The organism is Streptomyces sp. NPDC033221, from assembly GCF_055577005.1.
In genome coordinates, this window is record NZ_JBVIQN010000062.1 from 1 (window position 1) to 18,019 (window position 18,019).

Below are 18,019 nucleotides of genomic sequence, written 5' to 3' on the forward strand. Positions count from 1 at the left end.
ACGGAAGGGCAGCCACTTCCTCGCCTTCCTCGGGCTCGCCGCAGTCATGATCTGCTACAAGAAACTCGCCAAGACCGCCACGTGAGACACCGTCTAAACCGTATTCATGAGCCGAAGCACGGTAGTTGACACATAGGCAGGTTTGCTGTCACCGACCTGCGCGGCGCAGTACCTGTTCGTGTCACGCCGGCATGGAGAGGTGCTCCGGCTACCGCCGGGGCCTTCCGTGCCTGGTGCCGGGGCAGCGTGCAGCAGGTGATGCGCGGAGAGCCTGGGCGCCGCGGGGTGCTCCGTGCCGGTCACGCACGGGAGGCGAGGGGCCGCCAGTCGTTCCACGTGTCGAGCCGCTGCTGATAGGCCGCCTCGACAACCGGATAGGGGTAGGTGCCGAGGAAGAGCCGCAGGGGTGGTGCGTCGGTGTCCACGAGTTCGAGGACAACGGCGGCGGTGCCTCGCGCGTCCTGGGGCGTGCGGGCGGACGCACCGGCCCGGCGTGCGGCGCGGACGGGTTCGTAGGCGGGGAGCGGCTCGGTGTGCACCGCGGAGGCGCCCGACCAGTCGGTGCCGTAGGGGCCGGGTTCGACCAGGGTCAGGTGGAGTCCGAATGGGGCGATCTCCTGGGCCAGGGCCTCGCTCATCCCCTCCAGGGCCCACTTGGAGGCGTTGTACAGCCCGAGCGTGGGGAAGGCGGCGAGGCCACCGAGGCTGGAGACCTGCAGGATGTGACCGCTGCCCTGGGCCCGCAGGTACGGCAGGGCCGCCTGCGTCACCCACAGCGGGCCGAACAGGTTGGTGTCGAGCTGGGCGCGAGCCTGTTCCTCGGTGGTTTCCTCGACCATGCCGAACAGGCCGTAGCCCGCGTTGTTGACGACCACGTCGAGGCGGCCGAAGGTCTCGGCGGCCCGCTGCACCGCGGCAGTCGCGGCGGTGCGGTCGGTCACGCCGAGACGGAGCGGCAGCACATCGTCCCCGTGGGCGTCCACGAGGGGACGCAGTGTCTCAAGATCGCGTGCGGTGGCGGCGACGCGGTCGCCGCGTTCGAGAGCGGCCTCGGCCCAGATACGGCCGAAACCGCGGGACGCGCCGGTGATGAACCAGGTCTTCATGGCATCGAGCCTGCGCCGTTCGCACCCCGGCAGCCAGCACCCCCACGGGGTTACCCTCGCACCATGGCGGCCGACAATCTTCTGGGAGATTTCCTCAAGGCCCGGCGCGGACGGGTCGCTCCGGCAGACGTGGCGGTGCCCGCCGTCGGACGCCGCCGGGTGGCAGGACTGCGCCGGGAGGAACTGGCCCGGCTCGCCGGAATCAGCGAGCCGTACCTGGTCCGCCTCGAACAGGGCGTCGACCGGCATCCCTCGCCTCAGGTGCTGCGCTCCCTCGCCCGGGCGCTGGAGCTGGACGCCGACGCCTCCGCCCACCTGCACGCCCTCGCCGGCCCCGCTCCTGCGCCGCCGTCGCGGACCGAGGTCTCCGCGGACGTGCACCGGCTGCTCGACGCGTGGGCGGACCGCCCTGCCTACGTCCGCGACCGGTGCTTCGACGTGCTGGCGGCGAACAAGCAGGCCCGTGCGCTCGCCCCGATGTACGAGCCCGGGAGCAACCTGGTCCGAGCGATGTTCCTCGACCCGGCGTCCCGCCGGCTCTTCCCCGACTGGGCGGAGGTAGCCGCACAGACCGCAGCGGCCCTGCGCGCCGAAGCCGACCCGCGCGACCCCAGGACCGTCCGCCTGGTCGCCGAGCTGGAGACGGACGAGGAGTTCCGCCGTATGTGGGTGCGGCACGAGACGCGGCCCGCCCGTGACGAACTCAAGCACTTCGCGCACCCAGTTGCCGGCAGTCTCGCCCTGCGCAGGCAGGCGCTCACCGTCGGTGGCGCCGAGCAGCAAGTGATCATCGTGTACCAGGCGACGGCCGGGAGCCCGTCTGAGATGGCCCTGGCGCGTCTTCTGTAACGCGCCAGACGTTTGCTGTTGGCCAGGCAAACTCGGGCTCCGTTCTGGTGACAGAAGGCGTGCGGAACGAGTACCTGTGACAAGTCGGGTGCCTCATCGGTGACAACCAGACTGCTTCGGCTTTTTCCATCCGCCAGCTCACCCGGCTCTACCGGTGACAACTCCTGAGCTTCGGCTCAATTCAGCGGGCCGCCGTCCAGCGCTCTGGCGGTGGCCCGCTCCCGAATCCGCATCACGGATACGAGGCCGAGATGACCACGTCCTGGCCGCCCCGGCGCACCGCACGGCGTCCGTACGCTCCGCACGTCGCCGCGCCCCGGGAGCCGGTCGACCCCGCCCGCATCGGCCGCCGTGTCGTACGGCGCCGGGCGAAGGGCATGGACGCCGGCGCCGTCGCGGCGGCCCTCGAGGACGCCCTGTTCGACGCCCGGCAGGACTCGCGGCACGAGGACCTGGCCGACGACGTCCGCGGCCGCGCGGAGCTGGCGGAGTGGGCACGCGTCGACCAGCTGCTCGCCGCCGCCGTCCCGGGCACGGTCTACGACACCCACGCTCTGCAGAGCACCGCCGCCGACCCGAGCCGCTGCACCGTGCCGTGGGGCGTGTGCCCCGAGCACGGCGGCACCCTCAAGTCCCGCGCGCGAAGCACTGAGGGCTTCGACTCCTGGTGCACCGACCCCGTCTGCTTCAACGTCTGGCCGTACGACCGGCTGGACGCGGCCTGCACCGAGGCGGCCACCCACACCGTCCAGGCCGACAACGGCGACCGCTACGTGGTCTGCGACGGCCACGCCCTGACCGCCCGCACCCAAATCACCGACGGCCAGGTCCTTCCCGGCCTGCCCGCCTGAGATCCCGGCAGGAGCGATGACGAAGCACGAGTACCAGGTCGTGGCCCGGTGCACCGACCCGTCACACCCGGGCGCCGCCACCCTGGTCTACACCACCCACGCCACCTCAATCGAAGCAGCTGCGGCGAAGGTACAGGCGCTACGCCTGGCCAAGATGACTCCGGGGCTCTACCGCATCACGCAGGTGACGGAGCGCGACCCGGAGTGCACCTGTGCCACTCCCGGGCTCGGAGGGCGGTGTGCCGGCGAACCCTGGTGCCTCGCGGTGGAAGTGGAAGGAGCCGCGGTCGCCCGTCCCGAGACTGAGTGAGGCGGAGCGGCCCCACGGCCGCCGTCCGGCCGATACCGTGGTGGCACACGCCCGTTCGCGCCCTGGAGGCCTCGATGAGCGAACAGCCGGCCCCCGCCGACACCGCCCGGCAGCAGCTGGAGCCCGCGGCCGCCGACGCGGTGCGCGCGTACGCGGCCAAGACCCGCGCCGACGCCGACCGGTTCGCCGCCGTCCTGGAAGACATCGCCGCCCATGGCCTGCCCGACCCAGAGCAGTGCACCCCGTGGGAGGAGCTGCGCGAGGCCCATCTGGCCCGCCTCGCTCGCCAGCGCCCGGCCGTCGCCTGATGGCCCCACAGTACGGCCCACGCCGCGCCCGGATCGCCTTCTCCGACTCCGCCGCCAAGCAGCTGGAGAACATCACCAGCGAGACGGAGATTCACGCCTTGGACCGGGCTCTGGTCGTCGTCTCCGTCGAGCCCGACATCGGCGAGCCGATCCCTGGCGACACGGCCAGCCCCCAGCTGCGCGAGTACGCCGACGAAGTCGAGCGCGTACGCCTGCTGTACTGGGTCACGGCGCTTCGCACCGTGGTCGTCGTCGCGTACATCGAGGTCTAATCAGCGGCCTCGCACCCTTGCAACCCAGCACGCGCACGCCGCACGGACTCAGGTTCCCGTATTGACCGCCACAGTCCTGTAGGACGGTGGCTATGGCCAGTACCAAACACCTCCGCGCCCACGCCGCGCTTCGTCACGTGGTCAACGCTTTGGAGGCCACCTCCTGGAGTGAGTCCATCCACGAGCGAGGCTTCCGCCTAACCGTCGGCCTCGAGGATGCTGTGCTCAGCATTTCCCCGAGCTCCACCGTCCCTGGCCCGTCCGCGCCCCCGGCCCGGTGCCGATACCCGGAGAAACAGCGACTCCAGCGTGTGAGGAACCACATGGTCTGCCTCCGCGGCGACCTTCTGTCCATCGGTCTCGACTTCTCGGACCGCTTCCCTAATGCCTTGCACAAGGTTTCGAAGGGGGAGTCCGTCACCGTCGTCGAGTACGAGCCGAGATCGCGGAGCACCGACGTCGTGCACCGCCCTCATCAGGCCGACTGCCGGTAGCGCCCGATATCTGGCAGCCGTCGGGCCTCGACACCGACACTACCTCTGTCGGATGCCTTGGCAGACCGCCAGTAGATCCGGCTGTCCAGCCGGCGCGCGGACGCGCCGGAGCGCCGTCCTGGAAACTCTCGTGTCGACCCGGCGATCCGCGACCCAAGGACGTGATCCTTCCCGGCTCTGCGCGGTCGCCTGCGACGTTCTGACGCTCTCCGGACTCACGACCGCGTCCAGAGACTCGCAGACGCTCACAGCGGCGCACAGCGCTTCAGGTGGTCGCGCTGCCGCGGTCGGCTGGGTGTCGTGACCATCCGGTGCAGCACGTCCCGCTGCCCTGCTCGCGACATCCTGCCGCTCCTGATGGTCATGGTCGCAAGGCAGCTGCTGCACGTCCGCGGTGGAGTGCAGCGCAGCATTCGCACGACCGAGGCGGCACACGGGTGCTGCACGTGCAGCAAGGCCTGGCCTGACCGGAGCAGCAGCAGAGCGACGAACCTGCTCCAGCCGCTGCATACGTTCGCAGTTCTGCAATGCCCCGGACGGGCTCCATGCACAGCTGCTGCATGGAGCCCAACCCGCCCCGAGCCGTCGGCGGTTGTTCTGCCGCTCCAGAACAACCCGGTTTACCTGGTGCTACCACCTGCGCGCCGTGGACCGTCCGGCGCGGACCGCGCGGTGGCTCGCGATTGTTCTGTTCCTCCAGAACAAGCCGGTTTAGCTAGTGCTACCGACCAAGACGGAGGGCATGAAAAAGGCGCCGCACCAGGAGTGCGGCGCCTCGGGCCTTCGGTGGGGCGGTTCAGCCGGTGGCGGCCAGGTTGGCCATCTGGGCGGCGTATCGGGCCCGGCGTTGCTCGGTGAAGCGCCCGGGATCGGCGGCCTTGATCTCCGGAATCGGCATGGGGTAGGCCACCTTGCCGCCGGTCAGCAGTGGATGGAGTTGGTAGAGGCCGTCTTCCAGACTCCAGGCGAGTCCGCACTCGCGGAGCTCCTTGAAGCCGCGGTTTACGGTCAGCTTACTCGCGCCCAGCTCGGCGCACATCTCGTTCTGGCTGATCGCGGCGGTGCCGGTGTCCTGGTCACTGAGGTACATCAGCTCGTCCAAGACACGGCGGCCGGCGGTGGTGATGTCGACCAGGGCCAGGAGACGCAGGACGTCACGGGGAATCACCACAGGGGCCTCGGTCGGAGGGCCGGGGACGTAAGAGCTGCTCACGGAGCCTCACCGCTTCCGATCAGGTCGACGCTGTATGGAGGATATGCCGCGCGGCGTCATGATCACGCGCTCGCCTTACGAACGGGCCGCCGCTGCCGGAGCGTGACGACCTTCTCCTTACGGCGGGCAGCCTCATTGGCCTTCTTCTCCTCTGCCCGCGCCTGACGCCACTCGGTGGGGTAGTCGGGGTGCGGGATGATGCAGGCTGGGCCCTTGGCGTCGTTCCAGAGCTTCTGCCACTTCTCCTGCTCGCCAGACGTACCAGCCACCGTCAACCAGGGGTTCAGCTGGAGGATGCCGCGCTTCGGGCTGCGCATCCAGCCGATGTGCGCAAAGAACTGACTGGCTTCGTTCACGGAGGCCGCCGACAGGTTGCACCGGGCCTGAAGGTCACGCTGATTGGTCTTCACGAAACCGCGGGCGGCAACCCGGACCTGATCGTCGGCACGATTGGCGTTCTGTAGCGCCACGAGCTTGCACCAGACCTGGAACCAGGAGCCCGGCATCTTGAGGCTGCCGAGCACGTCCATCAGCAGCCGGGCGTCCAGCACATAACCGCTGCACTCCGCACTCGCGGCAAACTCACGCCCCTTGATCTTCTCCACACCCAGGATCAAGCCACCCTTGCTGCGGATCTGAGTGGGGGTGGCATCGGTCTGTGCGGATGGCATCTGGCAGGCTTGTGGGCTGGTCTGGGGGTATGTGGCCGGGGTGTCATGGAGTTGATGCGGCCGGGTGTCATCGGTATGAGGGCTGGTGGTCGGTGTGGTTCAGGTTCCTGAGCGGGCGGGGAGTGTACGCCGGGTGCTGATCCTTCTTGTCTGATTCCGTAAACTGCTCTGTTCTGTCTGCTGGGCGGCGGAGCATGGGACGTGGTGAGTTGCGGCCACATCCCGGGGGTGCGGTATGGAGCGCACAGACTGGACCGATTCCAGTGGACCCCATGGCTCGTCTCCGCCTGCGGTGGTGCCCCGGTTGCTGGGGCGCGAGCAGGCTGTGTCGCGTCTGCTGGCGTTGGATGGGCGCGGGGAGCTGACCACGGAGCATGTGCGGCTGGCCGCGTCGTCGGCGGGGGTGTCGGTGCGGGCGGTGTGGCGGTGGCTGGACGCCGCCCGTCATGGGCGTATGGGCCCTGTGCCGCGGGGGCGGTTTCGGATCACTGACGAACTGCATGCTCGCCTGGCGGCGTGGTGCGTGATCGCTTGCCGCGCTGCACCGGGAGCTGCTGGGCGAGTACGCCGCAGCCACCTCCGAGGGACGCGAGGTGGATCCGGCGCCGTCGTTGGCGACGCTGCACCGGGCGATCCGCCTTGATCTGAATGCAGGGCAGCGCGCGGCTCTCGCGGGTGGGGAGCGCGCGAGGCGGCGTCACGATGTCCACCTGCGGCGCCCCAAACAGTGGCGTAATGCCTGCTGGGAGGCGGATCACAAGCATGCCCGGTCGAGGTGCTGCTGGACGGCGAGTTGGTGTTCCCGTGGGTGACGTGGTTCATCGACACGGCGACGAACGCGGTGCCCGGTGCGGCGATCACGCCGCACCAGCCCTCCAGGGACGCGATCCTGGCCGCTTTGCGGATCGCGCTGTCCCGCGATGAGGGGCCGGACGGGCCCCACGGGCCGGTCGGCGGCCGCCATCGCTGGTACGGATCGACCGTGGCGCCGACTTCCTTTCCGCCACGGTCGCCGACGCGCTGGGGCATTTCGCGGTGCCGGTGCAGCCGCTCCCGCCGAACCGTCCGGACCTGAAGGGCACGGTGGAAAACCTGAACCTGTGCGCGGAGAAGATGTTCTTCGCTTCGCTGCCCCGCTACACCCGCGCCCCCTCTCCGCCGAGCTGCGCCCCGGCGCCCGTAACTCCTTCATCGACGAGACTGCGCCGCTTGAGTTCACCGTGTTCGTCCGCCTGCTGCTGGAGTGGACCACATGGTGGAACACCGAGCACACCTGTCAGGCGCTGGCGGGGCGTACGCCGCTTCAGGCATGGCAGGCTGATCCGACACCGGTTGAGGATATGGACCGCGGGCAGTTGTGAGCGTTCACGCTCGAGGACGACGGTCGGGTGCGTACGCTCACCACCAGCGGCGTGCGCTGGCGGAGCCGGTACTACGTGGGGGAGTGGATGCACGGCCGCGCGGACGCCGGCGTGAAGGTGCGCATCCGCTACCTCCCGCACCACGACCACGAGATCGAGGTTTTCGACGCCGCCTGCGGAACACACCTGGGCAGCGCGTACCTTGCCGATGCAGCCAGTGCTGAACAGAGGCGTGCGCTGCGCCGGACCAAGGACGCGGAGAAGCGGCGCCTGGCCAGGGCACTGGCCGCTGCTTCCCGCCACACTCGCCGGCGGTTCGCGGCGGTGACCGGCGCCGTCCAGCCGAAACGGCTGGGCACGGTGACGGCCCTTGAGGCGGAGGCAGAGCTGGCCCGGGAGCGACAGGCGGTCCTGGCCACGCGGGCGCTGCCGGACTTGATCCCGCCGCGCGAGCCCCCAGCGTCATGGACACGCCCCGTGCAGCCCCCCCGCTGATGCCCGTCCGGAGCGCACCGGCCCCAAGGACAAGGAGTGACTGATGACCGCTCAGCGGCGCAGGGGCCGTCTGCCGCACGCGCGTGACGACCACTACATGCGCATGAAAGGCGCCCAGATCGTCGCCACCAAGGCGCTGGTGGACGTGCAGGAGAACATCCGCATGGCGATCGCGGCGAAAGCGATGATCTGCATCTACGGAGCCACCGGCCACGGCAAGTCCCTCGCCGTCAATGCCTCGCTGCGCGACCTAGCTCCGCAGCAGACGTGCCGCATCCAGTTCCGGGCCCGCCCCACTACCCGGGACCTGCGCCACGAACTGTTCTACTGCCTGGGGCTGCCGGGCCGCCCGCCCTCCCACCCCATCGAGTTCGACCGGATGCTGCGCGCCGTCCTGGAAGAACCGAGAGTGCTGGTGTGCGACGAGGCACAGTGGCTGTCCAAGCTGTGTTTTGAATACCTGCGTTATCTATGGGACGACACCGACACCAGGCTGACGATCACCTTCACCGGCGGCAACGGGTGCTTCGAGACGCTGCAGAACGAGCCGATGCTCGAATCCCGGGTCTACATCTGGCAGGAGCTCATCCGCATGCCGCTGGACGAAGACCTCACCGTCATCCCGGCCTTCCACCCCATCTGGATGGGCACCGACCCCGAACTGATCGCCACCTGCGACCTGGAAGCCGCCCACGGAAACTTCCGTGCCTGGGCGAAAGTCACCCACCAACTCGTCACCGGTATGGAGGAAACCGGCCGCACCGGCGTGGACGAGGACCTCCTGCACTGGGCCTACAGCAAGCTCAGCAAACGTCCGGCCGCACAGTGCTGACCTGCCCCGACCCGCCGTCGGTCACCCTCATCCTGGACCCGGGCGACGATGTGGTCCACACCCGCGCCGCGCTGAGTGCCCATGCTTTTCAGGACGGCCGGATCACGGTCCACCCTGCTCCGGGTACCGACTCCACGCTGGCCCTGGCCTATGACGTCCTCGCCGCGTTGGGCAAGCCGGTGCCGCTGACCGGATACCGCCAGCTCGACACCGCACCGGCCTGGGCCATCGCCGCCGCCTGGATCCTGGCAACTCCCGTTACCCATCTGACGCTGCTGCGCGCGCACCTGCTGTGCCCGCGTCGCCTGCATGCCCTGTTCTCGCTGCGCGAGCACACCGGGCTCCGGCTGGCCCTGGTCTGCCACCGCCCCGACATCCCTGTGGCCCTGGATCAGGCCCTGACGGGCATCCGGTACCGCATCGCCGATGCCACGGCTCTCCTGCCCGCCGCCGACTCGGATGCTGCCGCACTGCAATACACCGGCCCTGCCCGCCCGCTGGTCGGCCGGTGGCTCAACCTCCCCGCTCTGAACACTCTCATGGCCTACGACGGGGTCGGCCGCGACTGCCGCTGCTCCGCGCCCTTGGCGAGCGAGCGGGATTTCTTCCCGCCGGTGATGCCGCCGGCCACCGCCGCCGAAGTCGCTCACCGGCTGCACGGTGCCACGGCCCACCCACACCTTGCCGCCGAACTGGCCACGGCCGTTTTCACTGCGGCCTCCGTCACGCAGCTCGACACGGTCCACGTCCATGACCTGGCCCCCGACGCCTCTACCGTCACCGTGCACGACGACGGGCTCCGCTACGGCTGTGTGACGCACCCCGTCCCGCCCTGGGCCCGTTCACTGCTACAAGCCGCTGCTCACCTGTGGCGCATCGCCGCCGGAACCGATGGACCGCTGTTCACCGACCCGTCGGGCAGCAAGGGCCTGCCCTATCTCACCGACGTTGCTGAGAGCTGCAAGCTCCGCCCGCCCCAGCCACCGCACCCCAAGCGCCGTCGCCGCGGGCGCCGAAAGAATGCCCGTCCGAAGCCGCCGCCGGAAACGTTCTGGCCGCTGTGCACCACCCACTACCACTCACCCTGGGCCATGAAGGAGGAGATGTACGGCTGCCCGTGGCCGCCTCCCCACACCCAAAGGACCATCGCCGCACGGAAGAAGGGGTGGCTGCCGCCCGACCTCGGACACCGAGACCTGCGGCCTCCGCGCTGAGCACGCGGCCGTCGTGCGCTGGACGAGATGTCATCGGCACGCCCATCCCCTTCCCTGCCATGGCGGTTCCGTCACCGGAGATCGCGCCCTGCACCACGTCGGCCTGTGTCAGGATCGTTCCTGCACAGCAGAGCCGCTGCGCTCCGCCCGTCGCTGAGGAACCCGACCCCCATGCCGCTCACCGCCCGGACCGCCTCCCGTCTTTCGCTGCGCCCTGATCAGGAGTGCGCCCGGGATGCGGTGGTGAAGCATCTGCGGCGTCCGCACAGGCGGGCCACATTGGTGTCGGCGTGTGGGACAGGTAAAACGCTGACCTCCATCCGGATCGCGGAGGCCCTGGACGCTCGTCGGATTCTGGTAGTAGTGCCGACCCTGGACCTGCTCGCGCAGACGGCGCTGGCGTGGCGTTCGGACGGCCGCAGCGAGCACATGGTCCTGGTGTCGTCCCTGGACGCCAGCGGCCATGAGGCCCTGGCCGCGGCCAACGTGGCCTCGACGAACCTCCCGTCCGTGGTGGCCGCACTCACCGCAGTGGTGGGGGAGGGGCATGACCAGATCCCGGCTCTGACGGTGATGTGTACGTACGACTCCCTCGACAAGATCGAGGACATGCGGCACTCCCGCTTCGAGGTCCCCCCGTTCGACCTGGCCATCATGGACGAGGCCCACCGCATCGCCGGCCGCGCGGACAAGAAATGGGCCGCCGTCCACGACGCCGCCCGCATCCGCACCGACCGCCGCCTCTACATGACCGCCACCCCGCGCAGTTTCGCCGCCCCGGAGCTGGCCGAGTCCGCCGCGCCCACCCGCCTGGGCAGCCGGCCCGCCCCCACCCTGCCCGAGGCGGGCACCGTCGCGAACAGCATGGACAACGAGGCCGTCTACGGCCCCACCGTCTTCGAATACCCCCTGGCCCAGGCAGTCGCCGACGGCGTACTCGCCGACTACCGCGTCCTGGTCCCCACCATCACCAGCAGCGATCTGCGCGCCCGCCTCAACCTACCCACCCACACCAACGACCAGGACACCCCCACCCCCGCCGATGCGCTGCGCACCACCGCCCTGCACCTGGCCGTCCTCAAAGCCATGACCGAGCACCGGCTGCGCCGTGTCCTGGTCTACTTCCACCTCGTCGACGACGCCCGCCGCTTCACCCGCGAACTCGGCCACACCCTGCGCCTGCTGCGCCAAACGGCCCCCGAACTGTGCCCCGAGACCGTCCCGCGCCTGTTCTTCGTCCACGGCGAGCACACCCCCGACGAGCGCGCCGGCATCTTCACCGACTTCACCGCAGCCGACTGCGCGATCATGACCAACGCCAAACTCATCGCCGAGGGGATCGACATCCCCAGCGTCGACGCCGTGGTGTTCGCCGACCCGACCCGCAGTGTGGTGCGCTGCGTCCAGGCCCTGGGCCGCGCCCTGCGCCAACCTGCGGGCCACGGCAAGACGGCGAGCCTGATCGTCCCTGTCTACGTCCCGCCCCAGGCCGACCCCGCCGACCTCCTGGATACCGCGTACGAACCGGTCTGGGCGATCGCCACAGCGCTGGCCAGTCACGACCACCGCATCCTCGAGCGCCTCCCCAACAAGACCAACCGCCTGTCCACGGAGACCAGCAGCATCATCACCAAGCGCTGGCACTTCGACTTCACCGTCCACCCCGAACGCATCGCCCGCGCGATGGATCTGATCGCCTTCAACCCCCGCGGCCCGGCCTCCCGCACCCGCCGCCAAGGCCTTGCCGTCGCCCAGGCCTTCTTCGACACCCACTTCCACCTCGACGTACCCCCCGACCACACCGACCCGATCACAGGCTACGAACTGGGCCGCTTCATCACCTCCATGCGCGAAGCCCACCACGCAGGCCGCTTGGAGGAGGACTGGAGGGCCGAACTCGACGCGCTGGGCATGATCTGGGACAAGCACGACGCCGCCTGGCGCGCCCGCCTCACCCAAGCCACCCACTACCACGCCACGCACGGTCACCTCGCCGCCCCCGCCACCACACCCCTGGGTGCCTTCCTCGCCGAACAGCGCTCCCTGGCCACCCGCGGCGAGCTCGCTCCGTCCCGCGCCGCCGACCTGACGGCCCTCGACCCCGACTGGCAACTGCCCCACGGCCCGGACTGGCACCGTAAATACCACCTGCTGCGCACCCACCTGACCGCTGGCCACGACTAACGCTCGGCGGGGGGGGTTGGTGCGTGGCGTGTCTGCTGGTCTGGGGTGTTGCGGTTGTACTGAGAGGCGGGGTGGGCGGTTGGGTCGGGGTGGGCGGGGTGTGTGAGCTGGGTGTATGTGTTGTGTGCGGACTGTGGCCCGGGTGGGTTGTAGGTAGTCCTAGCGCGTAAAGAGTCGGTTGGTGTTTTTGCTGGTCAGCGCTTTTTGCCTGTTCGGCGGGTGGGGTTAGCGGCTGCGGGTGGGGCGGGCGTGTTGTTCGGCGAGGTGGTCGAGTTGTACGGCGTCGAGGGCGGTTTTGGTGATGCGTTCGGTGCCGTCGGTGATGGCGGTGATGGCGGCTTGGCGGATGAGGCGGGTGAGGGATCCGATGCGGCCGGCGGTGCGCTGGTGGAGGTAGGGGGCGTGCCGGGGGAGGGTTCCGGGTTTGTGGTGGTGGAGGTCGAGGGCGTTTTCGATGTCGGTGATGACGTCGCGGAACGGCTGGCGGGTGCCGTGGCGGGCGGGGAGGGGGCCGCAGTCGATGAGGGTGGCGCGGCCGGCGAGCTGGGCGCCGCGGACTCCGGTGAACAGGGGGGTGTCGGTGACGTTGATGCCGGCGTAGACGAAGGTGGCGGGGAGGCGTTCGGTGAGGTCTTTGATCAGGTCGGCGGTTTGGGCGCCGGTGGTGGTGCGGGGGTTGAGGCGGTGGATTTCGTCGATGAGGACGAGTTGGACGCCCGCGGCGGTGTAGGTGTGGCAGACGGCGTCGGTGATCTGGGTCTGGGTCATGCGGGTGGTGACGGGGATGCCGAGGTAGCGGGCGAATTCGGTGATGAGGGTTTTCGCGGTGGCGCCGGGCGGGACCAGGACGTACGCCACGGGTGTCGTGGCGTGGGCTGACCCGGGAGATGCGGGGTTCTTGCGGGTGTGGGCGAGGTGGCAGGCGCGGCCGACATGGAGGAGGGCGGTGGTTTTGCCGGCTGCGGCGGGTCCGGTGACGATCAGGGAGGGCCGTGCGGTGGTGTGCTGGTGGCGGCCGAGGATCATCAGGGTGCGGACCTGGGTGGCGAGCTTGCTGATGGCGGGGGTGCGGATGGTGACGAACGCGGAGTGGTAGGCGAGGCGTTCGTCGCGGCTGCGGGGCGGGTCGTCGGGCTGGGGTGGTGTGGGCGGGTTGGTGGTGGCGAAGCGGTGCCAGCCCTGCCAGGTGGTCAGGGGCCAGGAAGGTTCGGCCGTGGTGCCGCTGCCCGGCTCGGCGGGTGCGCTGGGTGGTTGGTGCGCTGCGGGGTGGGGGCGGGTGTTCACCACTTGTCGGCTTCCTCGTATGCGTCGTAGAGCCCGAATCCGGCGGCCGCGGCGGGGCGGGTGTCGTCCTCGTCGAGGTCGTCGATGCTGTCGTCCTCTCCGTGCCGCGTCGGCTCGCCGGTTATGGGGCCGGTGGCGTATTGCGGGTGCCGTGCGGCGGGAACCGGCAGCGTGGTGGCGCGGGCGAGGAGAGCTTGTTCGGTGGTGGTGGCGTGGCCGCTGTGGACGCGGCGCATGAGCTGGTCGAGGGCGTCGGCCAGGCCGGCCTCATGCTGCTGGCTGTCGTCGTGGTTGTTGTGGTGGGCGTGGGTGCGGATGTGCTGCCAGGTGTGGTCGTTGAATGGCTGGTGGACGTGGTCGCGGTGGATCCAGGGGATTTCGGTGAGCTCGCCGTCGGGCAGGCGGATCCAGATCTGGCGGACGTCGTGGGGGTTGTAGTGGATCTCCCATTTTCCGCCCCGGCCGGCGACGGGGGAGGCCTGGCCGCGGTACGGGGCGAGGAGATCGTGATCGTAGGTGCGGTGGTGGATGGTGATGCCGGCGGGGGTGATGGCCTGCCAGCGCACGGGCAGCAGCTCGAGGTAGTCGCTGCCGGTCAGCGGGACGGGCACGTACCCGGCGACGGCGACCAGCGCGGCCCACATCTGGTTGGGGGTGAGGGCCTTTTTCGGCATCATCGGGTGGCGCAGGCCTTCGTGGGGGCGGTGGTGGTAGTGCACCAGCCATTCGTCGAGCAGGTCCTGGAGCTCGGGGACGCTGTAGCAGGTGTCTTGCTCGATGTCGGGGCCGCGGCGGGTGACGTCGGATCCGGTGTAGCCGGGCAGGTACTGGCAGAACAGGGCGTTGATGGTGCCGAAGGTCCGCTCGACGATGCCTTTGGCGGTAGGGGCGCGGGGCGGGGCGGGCTGGACGCTGATGCCGAGGTGTTCGCAGGCGGCGGTGAACGCGGCGGAGACGAAGACTTTGCCGCGGTCGACGACGATCGTCTCGGGCAGGACGAAGGGCCGGGCTGCAGCCCCGGCCAGTCGCTCGTCCAGCGCGGCCAGCCGCTGGTGGGGGAGGGCGGGGGCGTGGTCCATGCGCAGGATGTCCGGCCAAGTGGGGCGGGCGGGGTGCGGGACGGCCATCTCCGCCAGCAGCAGCGCCGCGTCCACGGCCTTGGTCGCACTCAGGCACAGCACGGCGGCGAGGATGGCACGGGTGGCGACGTCGACGGCGATGGTCAGTTCGGGCCGGGCCAGACGCCCGTCGTCGAAGAGGGCCAGAACGTCCAGGCGGGTGGTGTCGACCTGAACCTGCTCGCCGGGCCGCAGCGCCGTAGCTGGGCTGAACGCCCGCCCGTCGACGCTCGCCGGTACTTGCCGGACGGGTCCGGAGGGCAGTTCGCCGGGCCGGGCGAGGTTGGTGACGAGCCGGTACAGCGTGGCCTGGGACGGTGCGGGCACCGTGCCGGGCCCGTGCCGGTCCTGAAGGATCTGGTTGATCAGCGGGAACAGGCCGTTGATGGTGCCCTTGGAGCGGCCGCGGCGGCGGCGCAGCGCCTCGCGGACGGCGGCGACGACCCGCTCGTCGGCCCGGCCGGTGGGGCTGGAGGCGCGGGTGGTGCGGTGATCGAGCAGCCCCCACAGGCCTTGCTTGCGGTAGGCGAGCCGCATGCGCTGCACCGTGGTGCGCGAGACCCGGCCGAATCCGAGCGCGGTCAGCTCCTGGGCCTTGGCCTGCTCCCGTTCGGCCAGCGTGTACTGCTCGGGGTCGTACTGCTCGCGCACCGCTCCTTCGCTGCCGGGCCCGCCAGGCAGGCCGCATTCGACTTCCCTGACGTGTCGTTGCCACGCCAGCGCCTTCTCACGCGCCGCGGCAGGGGCGGTCTCGAACAGCCCCCACTGCGGGGCCGCCTGAGGCGCATCGGCCCCGACGACGGTGAAGCCGGGGTCGGCGAACAGGTGCCCGGCGAGCACGGCCTCACCGCCGCCCTCCGGACCGACGAGGTGGATGTCCTGCCCGGACAGGGCGACCACTTGCCACTTCATGCCACGGAAGCGGATGTGAGCACCGACCTTCACGGCCGGCCGGGCATTGCGCCGCGCGGTCACCCGGCATCTCCCGTCTGGGGGCCGCCCCAGCTCCGCGGGCCGACGGGGACGCGTTCGTGCAGCGGCGTGTCCAGGCCGACCGTCAGCTGTCCGTGCCACAGGGCGTGAAAGACGGCGGGCAGGACCTCGATGGGGTCGCCGGCCGCGCTGGCGCCTTCGATCAGCGGCCGCGGCCGCATGAACGCCTCCAAGACAGCGGGCATCAGGCCGGGCTGGCCGGCGTTGCGGGGGTGGCGGTAACCGGCTAGCCATTTCAGGTTGGCGGCCAGTACGTCGTCGAGCGGTGGGAGGCGCCGGTAGCTCCAGCCGATGTGCGCGCACGCTTCCGCGACGGCCTTGGCGGCGCCCCGGGCGCGTTCGCCGCCGGCGCCTGCGTGGCTGGGGCAGTCGGCGAGCAGCGCGGTGCCGTCGGCACAACGGGCGAAAAGCTGCGGCACCCAGGAGCGCACCTGGCCGCGGGGGTTACGCCACAGCAGCCGCACCGGCCGCCCCGCCAGCCCCGTCACGTCCGGGGCGCGGTCCAGGACCATCAGCTGGGCGCGCATCGCGTTGGACCCGGCGGCTACGTGCCGCCCGGTGGTCGCCGACCACCACAGGCCAGGACCCCAGCGCCGCCCCGGGACCACCGGGAACGCCGACACTGGCGGCAGATCCTCGAACGCCACGGTCATGGCGGCATCCGCCCACCGCTGCTGGACCGCCTGTCCCACCGGGTCAAGGAACACCGCCTCGAACCCGCTGCCCTGGTCCGCGGCCGCTCGCCCTGCCCGGCTCCTGGGCCGGGCCGCTCCTGTGCTGATCACCTGCGTCAGCCAAGCCGCTCCCGCAGACAGGTGCCGCTGCTTTCAGGATTTCTGCCACAGACGAGCGCCTTATCAGCTAACAGCCGACACGCCAGCCGCCGTCGGATGCGTCAGTCTTCCCTGCGGCCCGCGGTGAGCACCCGGGACAGCTCCTCGGCGGGCATGTCCGCCCACTGGGCGACCTCCTCCAGGGGCATTCCGGCGTTCACCGCCGCGATGGCGGTGCGCTGCCAGGCACTGTCGATCAGATCGGCGCTATGGCGGAGGGTGCGCAGGAACTGCCGGGCGACGTCGGCGGGGGGCCCGATCTGCGCCCCGCGCAACTGGATGAGCTGTTCCTGGGCGCCGTCGACAAGACTACTGATCAGCATGCGCTGCTCGGCGGGCACCGCAGCCCGCCACATCGTCCCCGAACCGGGCGCCTTCTTCTCCTTGCCCAGCACCCGCAGCTGCCCGGCCATGGCCGCCGCCCGGTGCTCCTGCCGCAGCCACCACGGGTCGTTGTCGTACCCGGGCGGCCCGCCGGCACCGCGGCGAAGACGAATGATGCTACCCATCCATGCAAGAAGCGGCCCGCCGTGGTCCGTCGCGGCCAGCGGCCCCAGCCACGTACGCCCCAGCCGCTCACCGAGCCTGCGACAGAACAACCCGTCCGCGGGCAACGCCCGCGGCCGCCCAGCACCGCTGTCGGCCCACACCAGCTCCGCCATGCCGGGATCCAGCAGCGCATCGGCGACTACTACCACCTCGGGGAAGACGACCGCGTCCCGCCCCACGATCCGCCACCGATCCAGATCACCACCTGCATCCCCGCCCGCGACCTGGTGCAGGCGCCGCGGCCAGATCGTCTCCCGCTCCCACCCCAGGGCCTGCTCCCACCACCGGGCCACCACCGCCTGCGCCAGCGCGAACACCCGCTCCGGCCCGGCCCCGGCCCGCACCGCCCGCCGCGCCACACCGGCCCACCGCCGCTGCGCCGCGGCCGCCTCCGGCACACCACGCACATCCAGATACTCCAGCCGCTGATCAGCATCCGCATCCAGAGCCCACCGCCCGTGCCGCACACACACCCGCTCCCACCGCGGCGCGTAGCGCACCACCGTCACCGCGGCACCGGTCCGCCGTGCCGCGCACAACCGGCATCCGAACGCCACCGGCCCTACCGCCGCACCCCCCACCCGCCACACCGCCCGCGGCTCCCCGCCCCCGCCTGCGGCGAGCTTGGCATCCTTCCGCCCCCACGACGGCAGCGCCCGCGCCAGCACCTGCGGATCCACCCCGCACATGCCGGCCAGCACCCGCCGCCCCGGCGCATCCAGCAGCACCTCCGCATCCGCCCGCAGCGCCCCGCCGTCATGCTGCGGCCGGTGGTTGAGCCACCGCCAGGCGGACAGCAGCGCTCGGCTCTCCAGTCCGTAGCTGGCTGCGACACGAGCGATCAGCGAGGCTGTCGTCTCCCCGGGCAGGGCCCCGATGCGCAAGACCCCGGCTCCCCGCGGCCTACTCTCGTGGACCACTCTGGCACTGGCTCCCACCGATGTGTCCCCCTTCTCACGAAGCCGTCGGCCACCGTCCGTTGCCCACCAGAACTGCAGTTTTCCGGCCGCGTGCGTCGCGGCCTGCCGCTGCCATGGCAGGGCGAGGCGTCAGCCGGCCGGCACGAGCAGTCGTCCGCTGCA

At 70.6% G+C, this 18,019-nt stretch carries 15 protein-coding genes and 1 pseudogene; 9 read left to right on the top strand and 7 right to left on the bottom strand.

Features of this window, described 5'->3' with window-relative positions; translation table 11 throughout:
* Nucleotides 1–299: 299 nt before the first annotated feature.
* Nucleotides 300–1,106: an SDR family NAD(P)-dependent oxidoreductase gene (locus ACZ53K_RS40815; protein ID WP_468847665.1), complete on the bottom strand. Its 807-nt coding sequence runs from the start codon at nucleotides 1,104–1,106 to the stop codon at nucleotides 300–302.
* Nucleotides 1,107–1,169: 63 nt separating this feature from the next.
* On the opposite strand from ACZ53K_RS40815, the gene ACZ53K_RS40820 reads away from it, so the two are divergent.
* The 5 genes from ACZ53K_RS40820 (at nucleotide 1,170) to ACZ53K_RS40840 (ending at nucleotide 3,696) form a co-directional block, all read left to right on the top strand.
* Nucleotides 1,170–1,955, top strand: a complete 786-nt coding sequence (locus ACZ53K_RS40820) for a helix-turn-helix domain-containing protein (RefSeq protein ID WP_468847668.1) — start codon at nucleotides 1,170–1,172, stop codon at nucleotides 1,953–1,955.
* A gap of 251 nt (nucleotides 1,956–2,206) precedes the next feature.
* Nucleotides 2,207–2,806 (top strand): hypothetical protein, encoded by a 600-nt coding sequence (locus tag ACZ53K_RS40825; RefSeq protein ID WP_468847671.1) that lies wholly within the window; start codon nucleotides 2,207–2,209, stop codon nucleotides 2,804–2,806.
* A gap of 16 nt (nucleotides 2,807–2,822) precedes the next feature.
* On the top strand, nucleotides 2,823–3,116 hold the full coding sequence (locus tag ACZ53K_RS40830; RefSeq protein ID WP_468847673.1) for an ACT domain-containing protein: 294 nt from the start codon (nucleotides 2,823–2,825) through the stop codon (nucleotides 3,114–3,116).
* A gap of 74 nt (nucleotides 3,117–3,190) precedes the next feature.
* A complete protein-coding gene (locus ACZ53K_RS40835; RefSeq protein ID WP_468847676.1) occupies nucleotides 3,191–3,424 on the top strand; it encodes a hypothetical protein in 234 nt (77 codons plus the stop codon).
* Nucleotides 3,424–3,696, top strand: a complete 273-nt coding sequence (locus ACZ53K_RS40840; RefSeq protein ID WP_468847678.1) for a hypothetical protein — start codon at nucleotides 3,424–3,426, stop codon at nucleotides 3,694–3,696. Before ACZ53K_RS40835 ends, ACZ53K_RS40840 begins: the two co-directional genes overlap by 1 nt.
* Nucleotides 3,697–4,986: 1,290 nt before the next feature.
* Here the strand turns inward: ACZ53K_RS40840 and ACZ53K_RS40845 are convergent.
* Together ACZ53K_RS40845 and ACZ53K_RS40850 are read right to left on the bottom strand one after the other, a co-directional pair.
* Nucleotides 4,987–5,361, bottom strand: a complete 375-nt coding sequence (locus tag ACZ53K_RS40845) for a helix-turn-helix domain-containing protein (protein WP_468847681.1) — start codon at nucleotides 5,359–5,361, stop codon at nucleotides 4,987–4,989.
* Between the two features lie 104 nt (nucleotides 5,362–5,465).
* Nucleotides 5,466–6,074, bottom strand: coding sequence for a hypothetical protein (locus ACZ53K_RS40850; RefSeq protein ID WP_468847684.1), 609 nt, complete (start codon nucleotides 6,072–6,074; stop codon nucleotides 5,466–5,468).
* Nucleotides 6,075–6,399: 325 nt separating this feature from the next.
* Here ACZ53K_RS40850 and ACZ53K_RS40855 point away from each other — a divergent pair.
* The 4 genes and pseudogenes from ACZ53K_RS40855 to ACZ53K_RS40870 all read left to right on the top strand — a co-directional run bounded on the left by ACZ53K_RS40855 (nucleotide 6,400) and on the right by ACZ53K_RS40870 (nucleotide 12,160).
* Nucleotides 6,400–7,930, top strand: a pseudogene (locus ACZ53K_RS40855) (Mu transposase C-terminal domain-containing protein).
* A 43-nt stretch (nucleotides 7,931–7,973) separates the two neighbouring features.
* Nucleotides 7,974–8,762, top strand: a complete 789-nt coding sequence (locus tag ACZ53K_RS40860) for an AAA family ATPase (RefSeq protein ID WP_468847686.1) — start codon at nucleotides 7,974–7,976, stop codon at nucleotides 8,760–8,762.
* On the top strand, nucleotides 8,756–9,976 hold the full coding sequence (locus ACZ53K_RS40865) for a hypothetical protein (protein WP_468847688.1): 1,221 nt from the start codon (nucleotides 8,756–8,758) through the stop codon (nucleotides 9,974–9,976). Before ACZ53K_RS40860 ends, ACZ53K_RS40865 begins: the two co-directional genes overlap by 7 nt.
* A 171-nt stretch (nucleotides 9,977–10,147) precedes the next feature.
* Nucleotides 10,148–12,160: a helicase associated domain-containing protein gene (locus ACZ53K_RS40870; RefSeq protein WP_468847690.1), complete on the top strand. Its 2,013-nt coding sequence runs from the start codon at nucleotides 10,148–10,150 to the stop codon at nucleotides 12,158–12,160.
* Nucleotides 12,161–12,385: 225 nt separating this feature from the next.
* Here ACZ53K_RS40870 and ACZ53K_RS40875 read toward each other — a convergent pair whose 3' ends face one another.
* From ACZ53K_RS40875 to ACZ53K_RS40890, 4 genes are all read right to left on the bottom strand, one after another.
* Nucleotides 12,386–13,354 (bottom strand): TniB family NTP-binding protein, encoded by a 969-nt coding sequence (locus tag ACZ53K_RS40875; RefSeq protein WP_468847714.1) that lies wholly within the window; start codon nucleotides 13,352–13,354, stop codon nucleotides 12,386–12,388.
* Nucleotides 13,355–13,440: 86 nt separating this feature from the next.
* A complete protein-coding gene (locus ACZ53K_RS40880; protein ID WP_468847693.1) occupies nucleotides 13,441–15,474 on the bottom strand; it encodes a Mu transposase C-terminal domain-containing protein in 2,034 nt (677 codons plus the stop codon).
* A gap of 59 nt (nucleotides 15,475–15,533) precedes the next feature.
* The gene (locus ACZ53K_RS40885) at nucleotides 15,534–16,340 is read right to left on the bottom strand and encodes a TnsA-like heteromeric transposase endonuclease subunit (protein ID WP_468847696.1); all 807 of its coding nucleotides are present in this window, start codon (nucleotides 16,338–16,340) and stop codon (nucleotides 15,534–15,536) included.
* 110 nt (nucleotides 16,341–16,450) lie between these two features.
* Nucleotides 16,451–17,821 carry a DNA-binding protein gene (locus ACZ53K_RS40890; protein ID WP_468847698.1) on the bottom strand — a complete coding sequence of 457 codons (1,371 nt, stop codon included), beginning with the start codon at nucleotides 17,819–17,821 and terminating at the stop codon, nucleotides 16,451–16,453.
* Nucleotides 17,822–18,019: the final 198 nt, after the last annotated feature.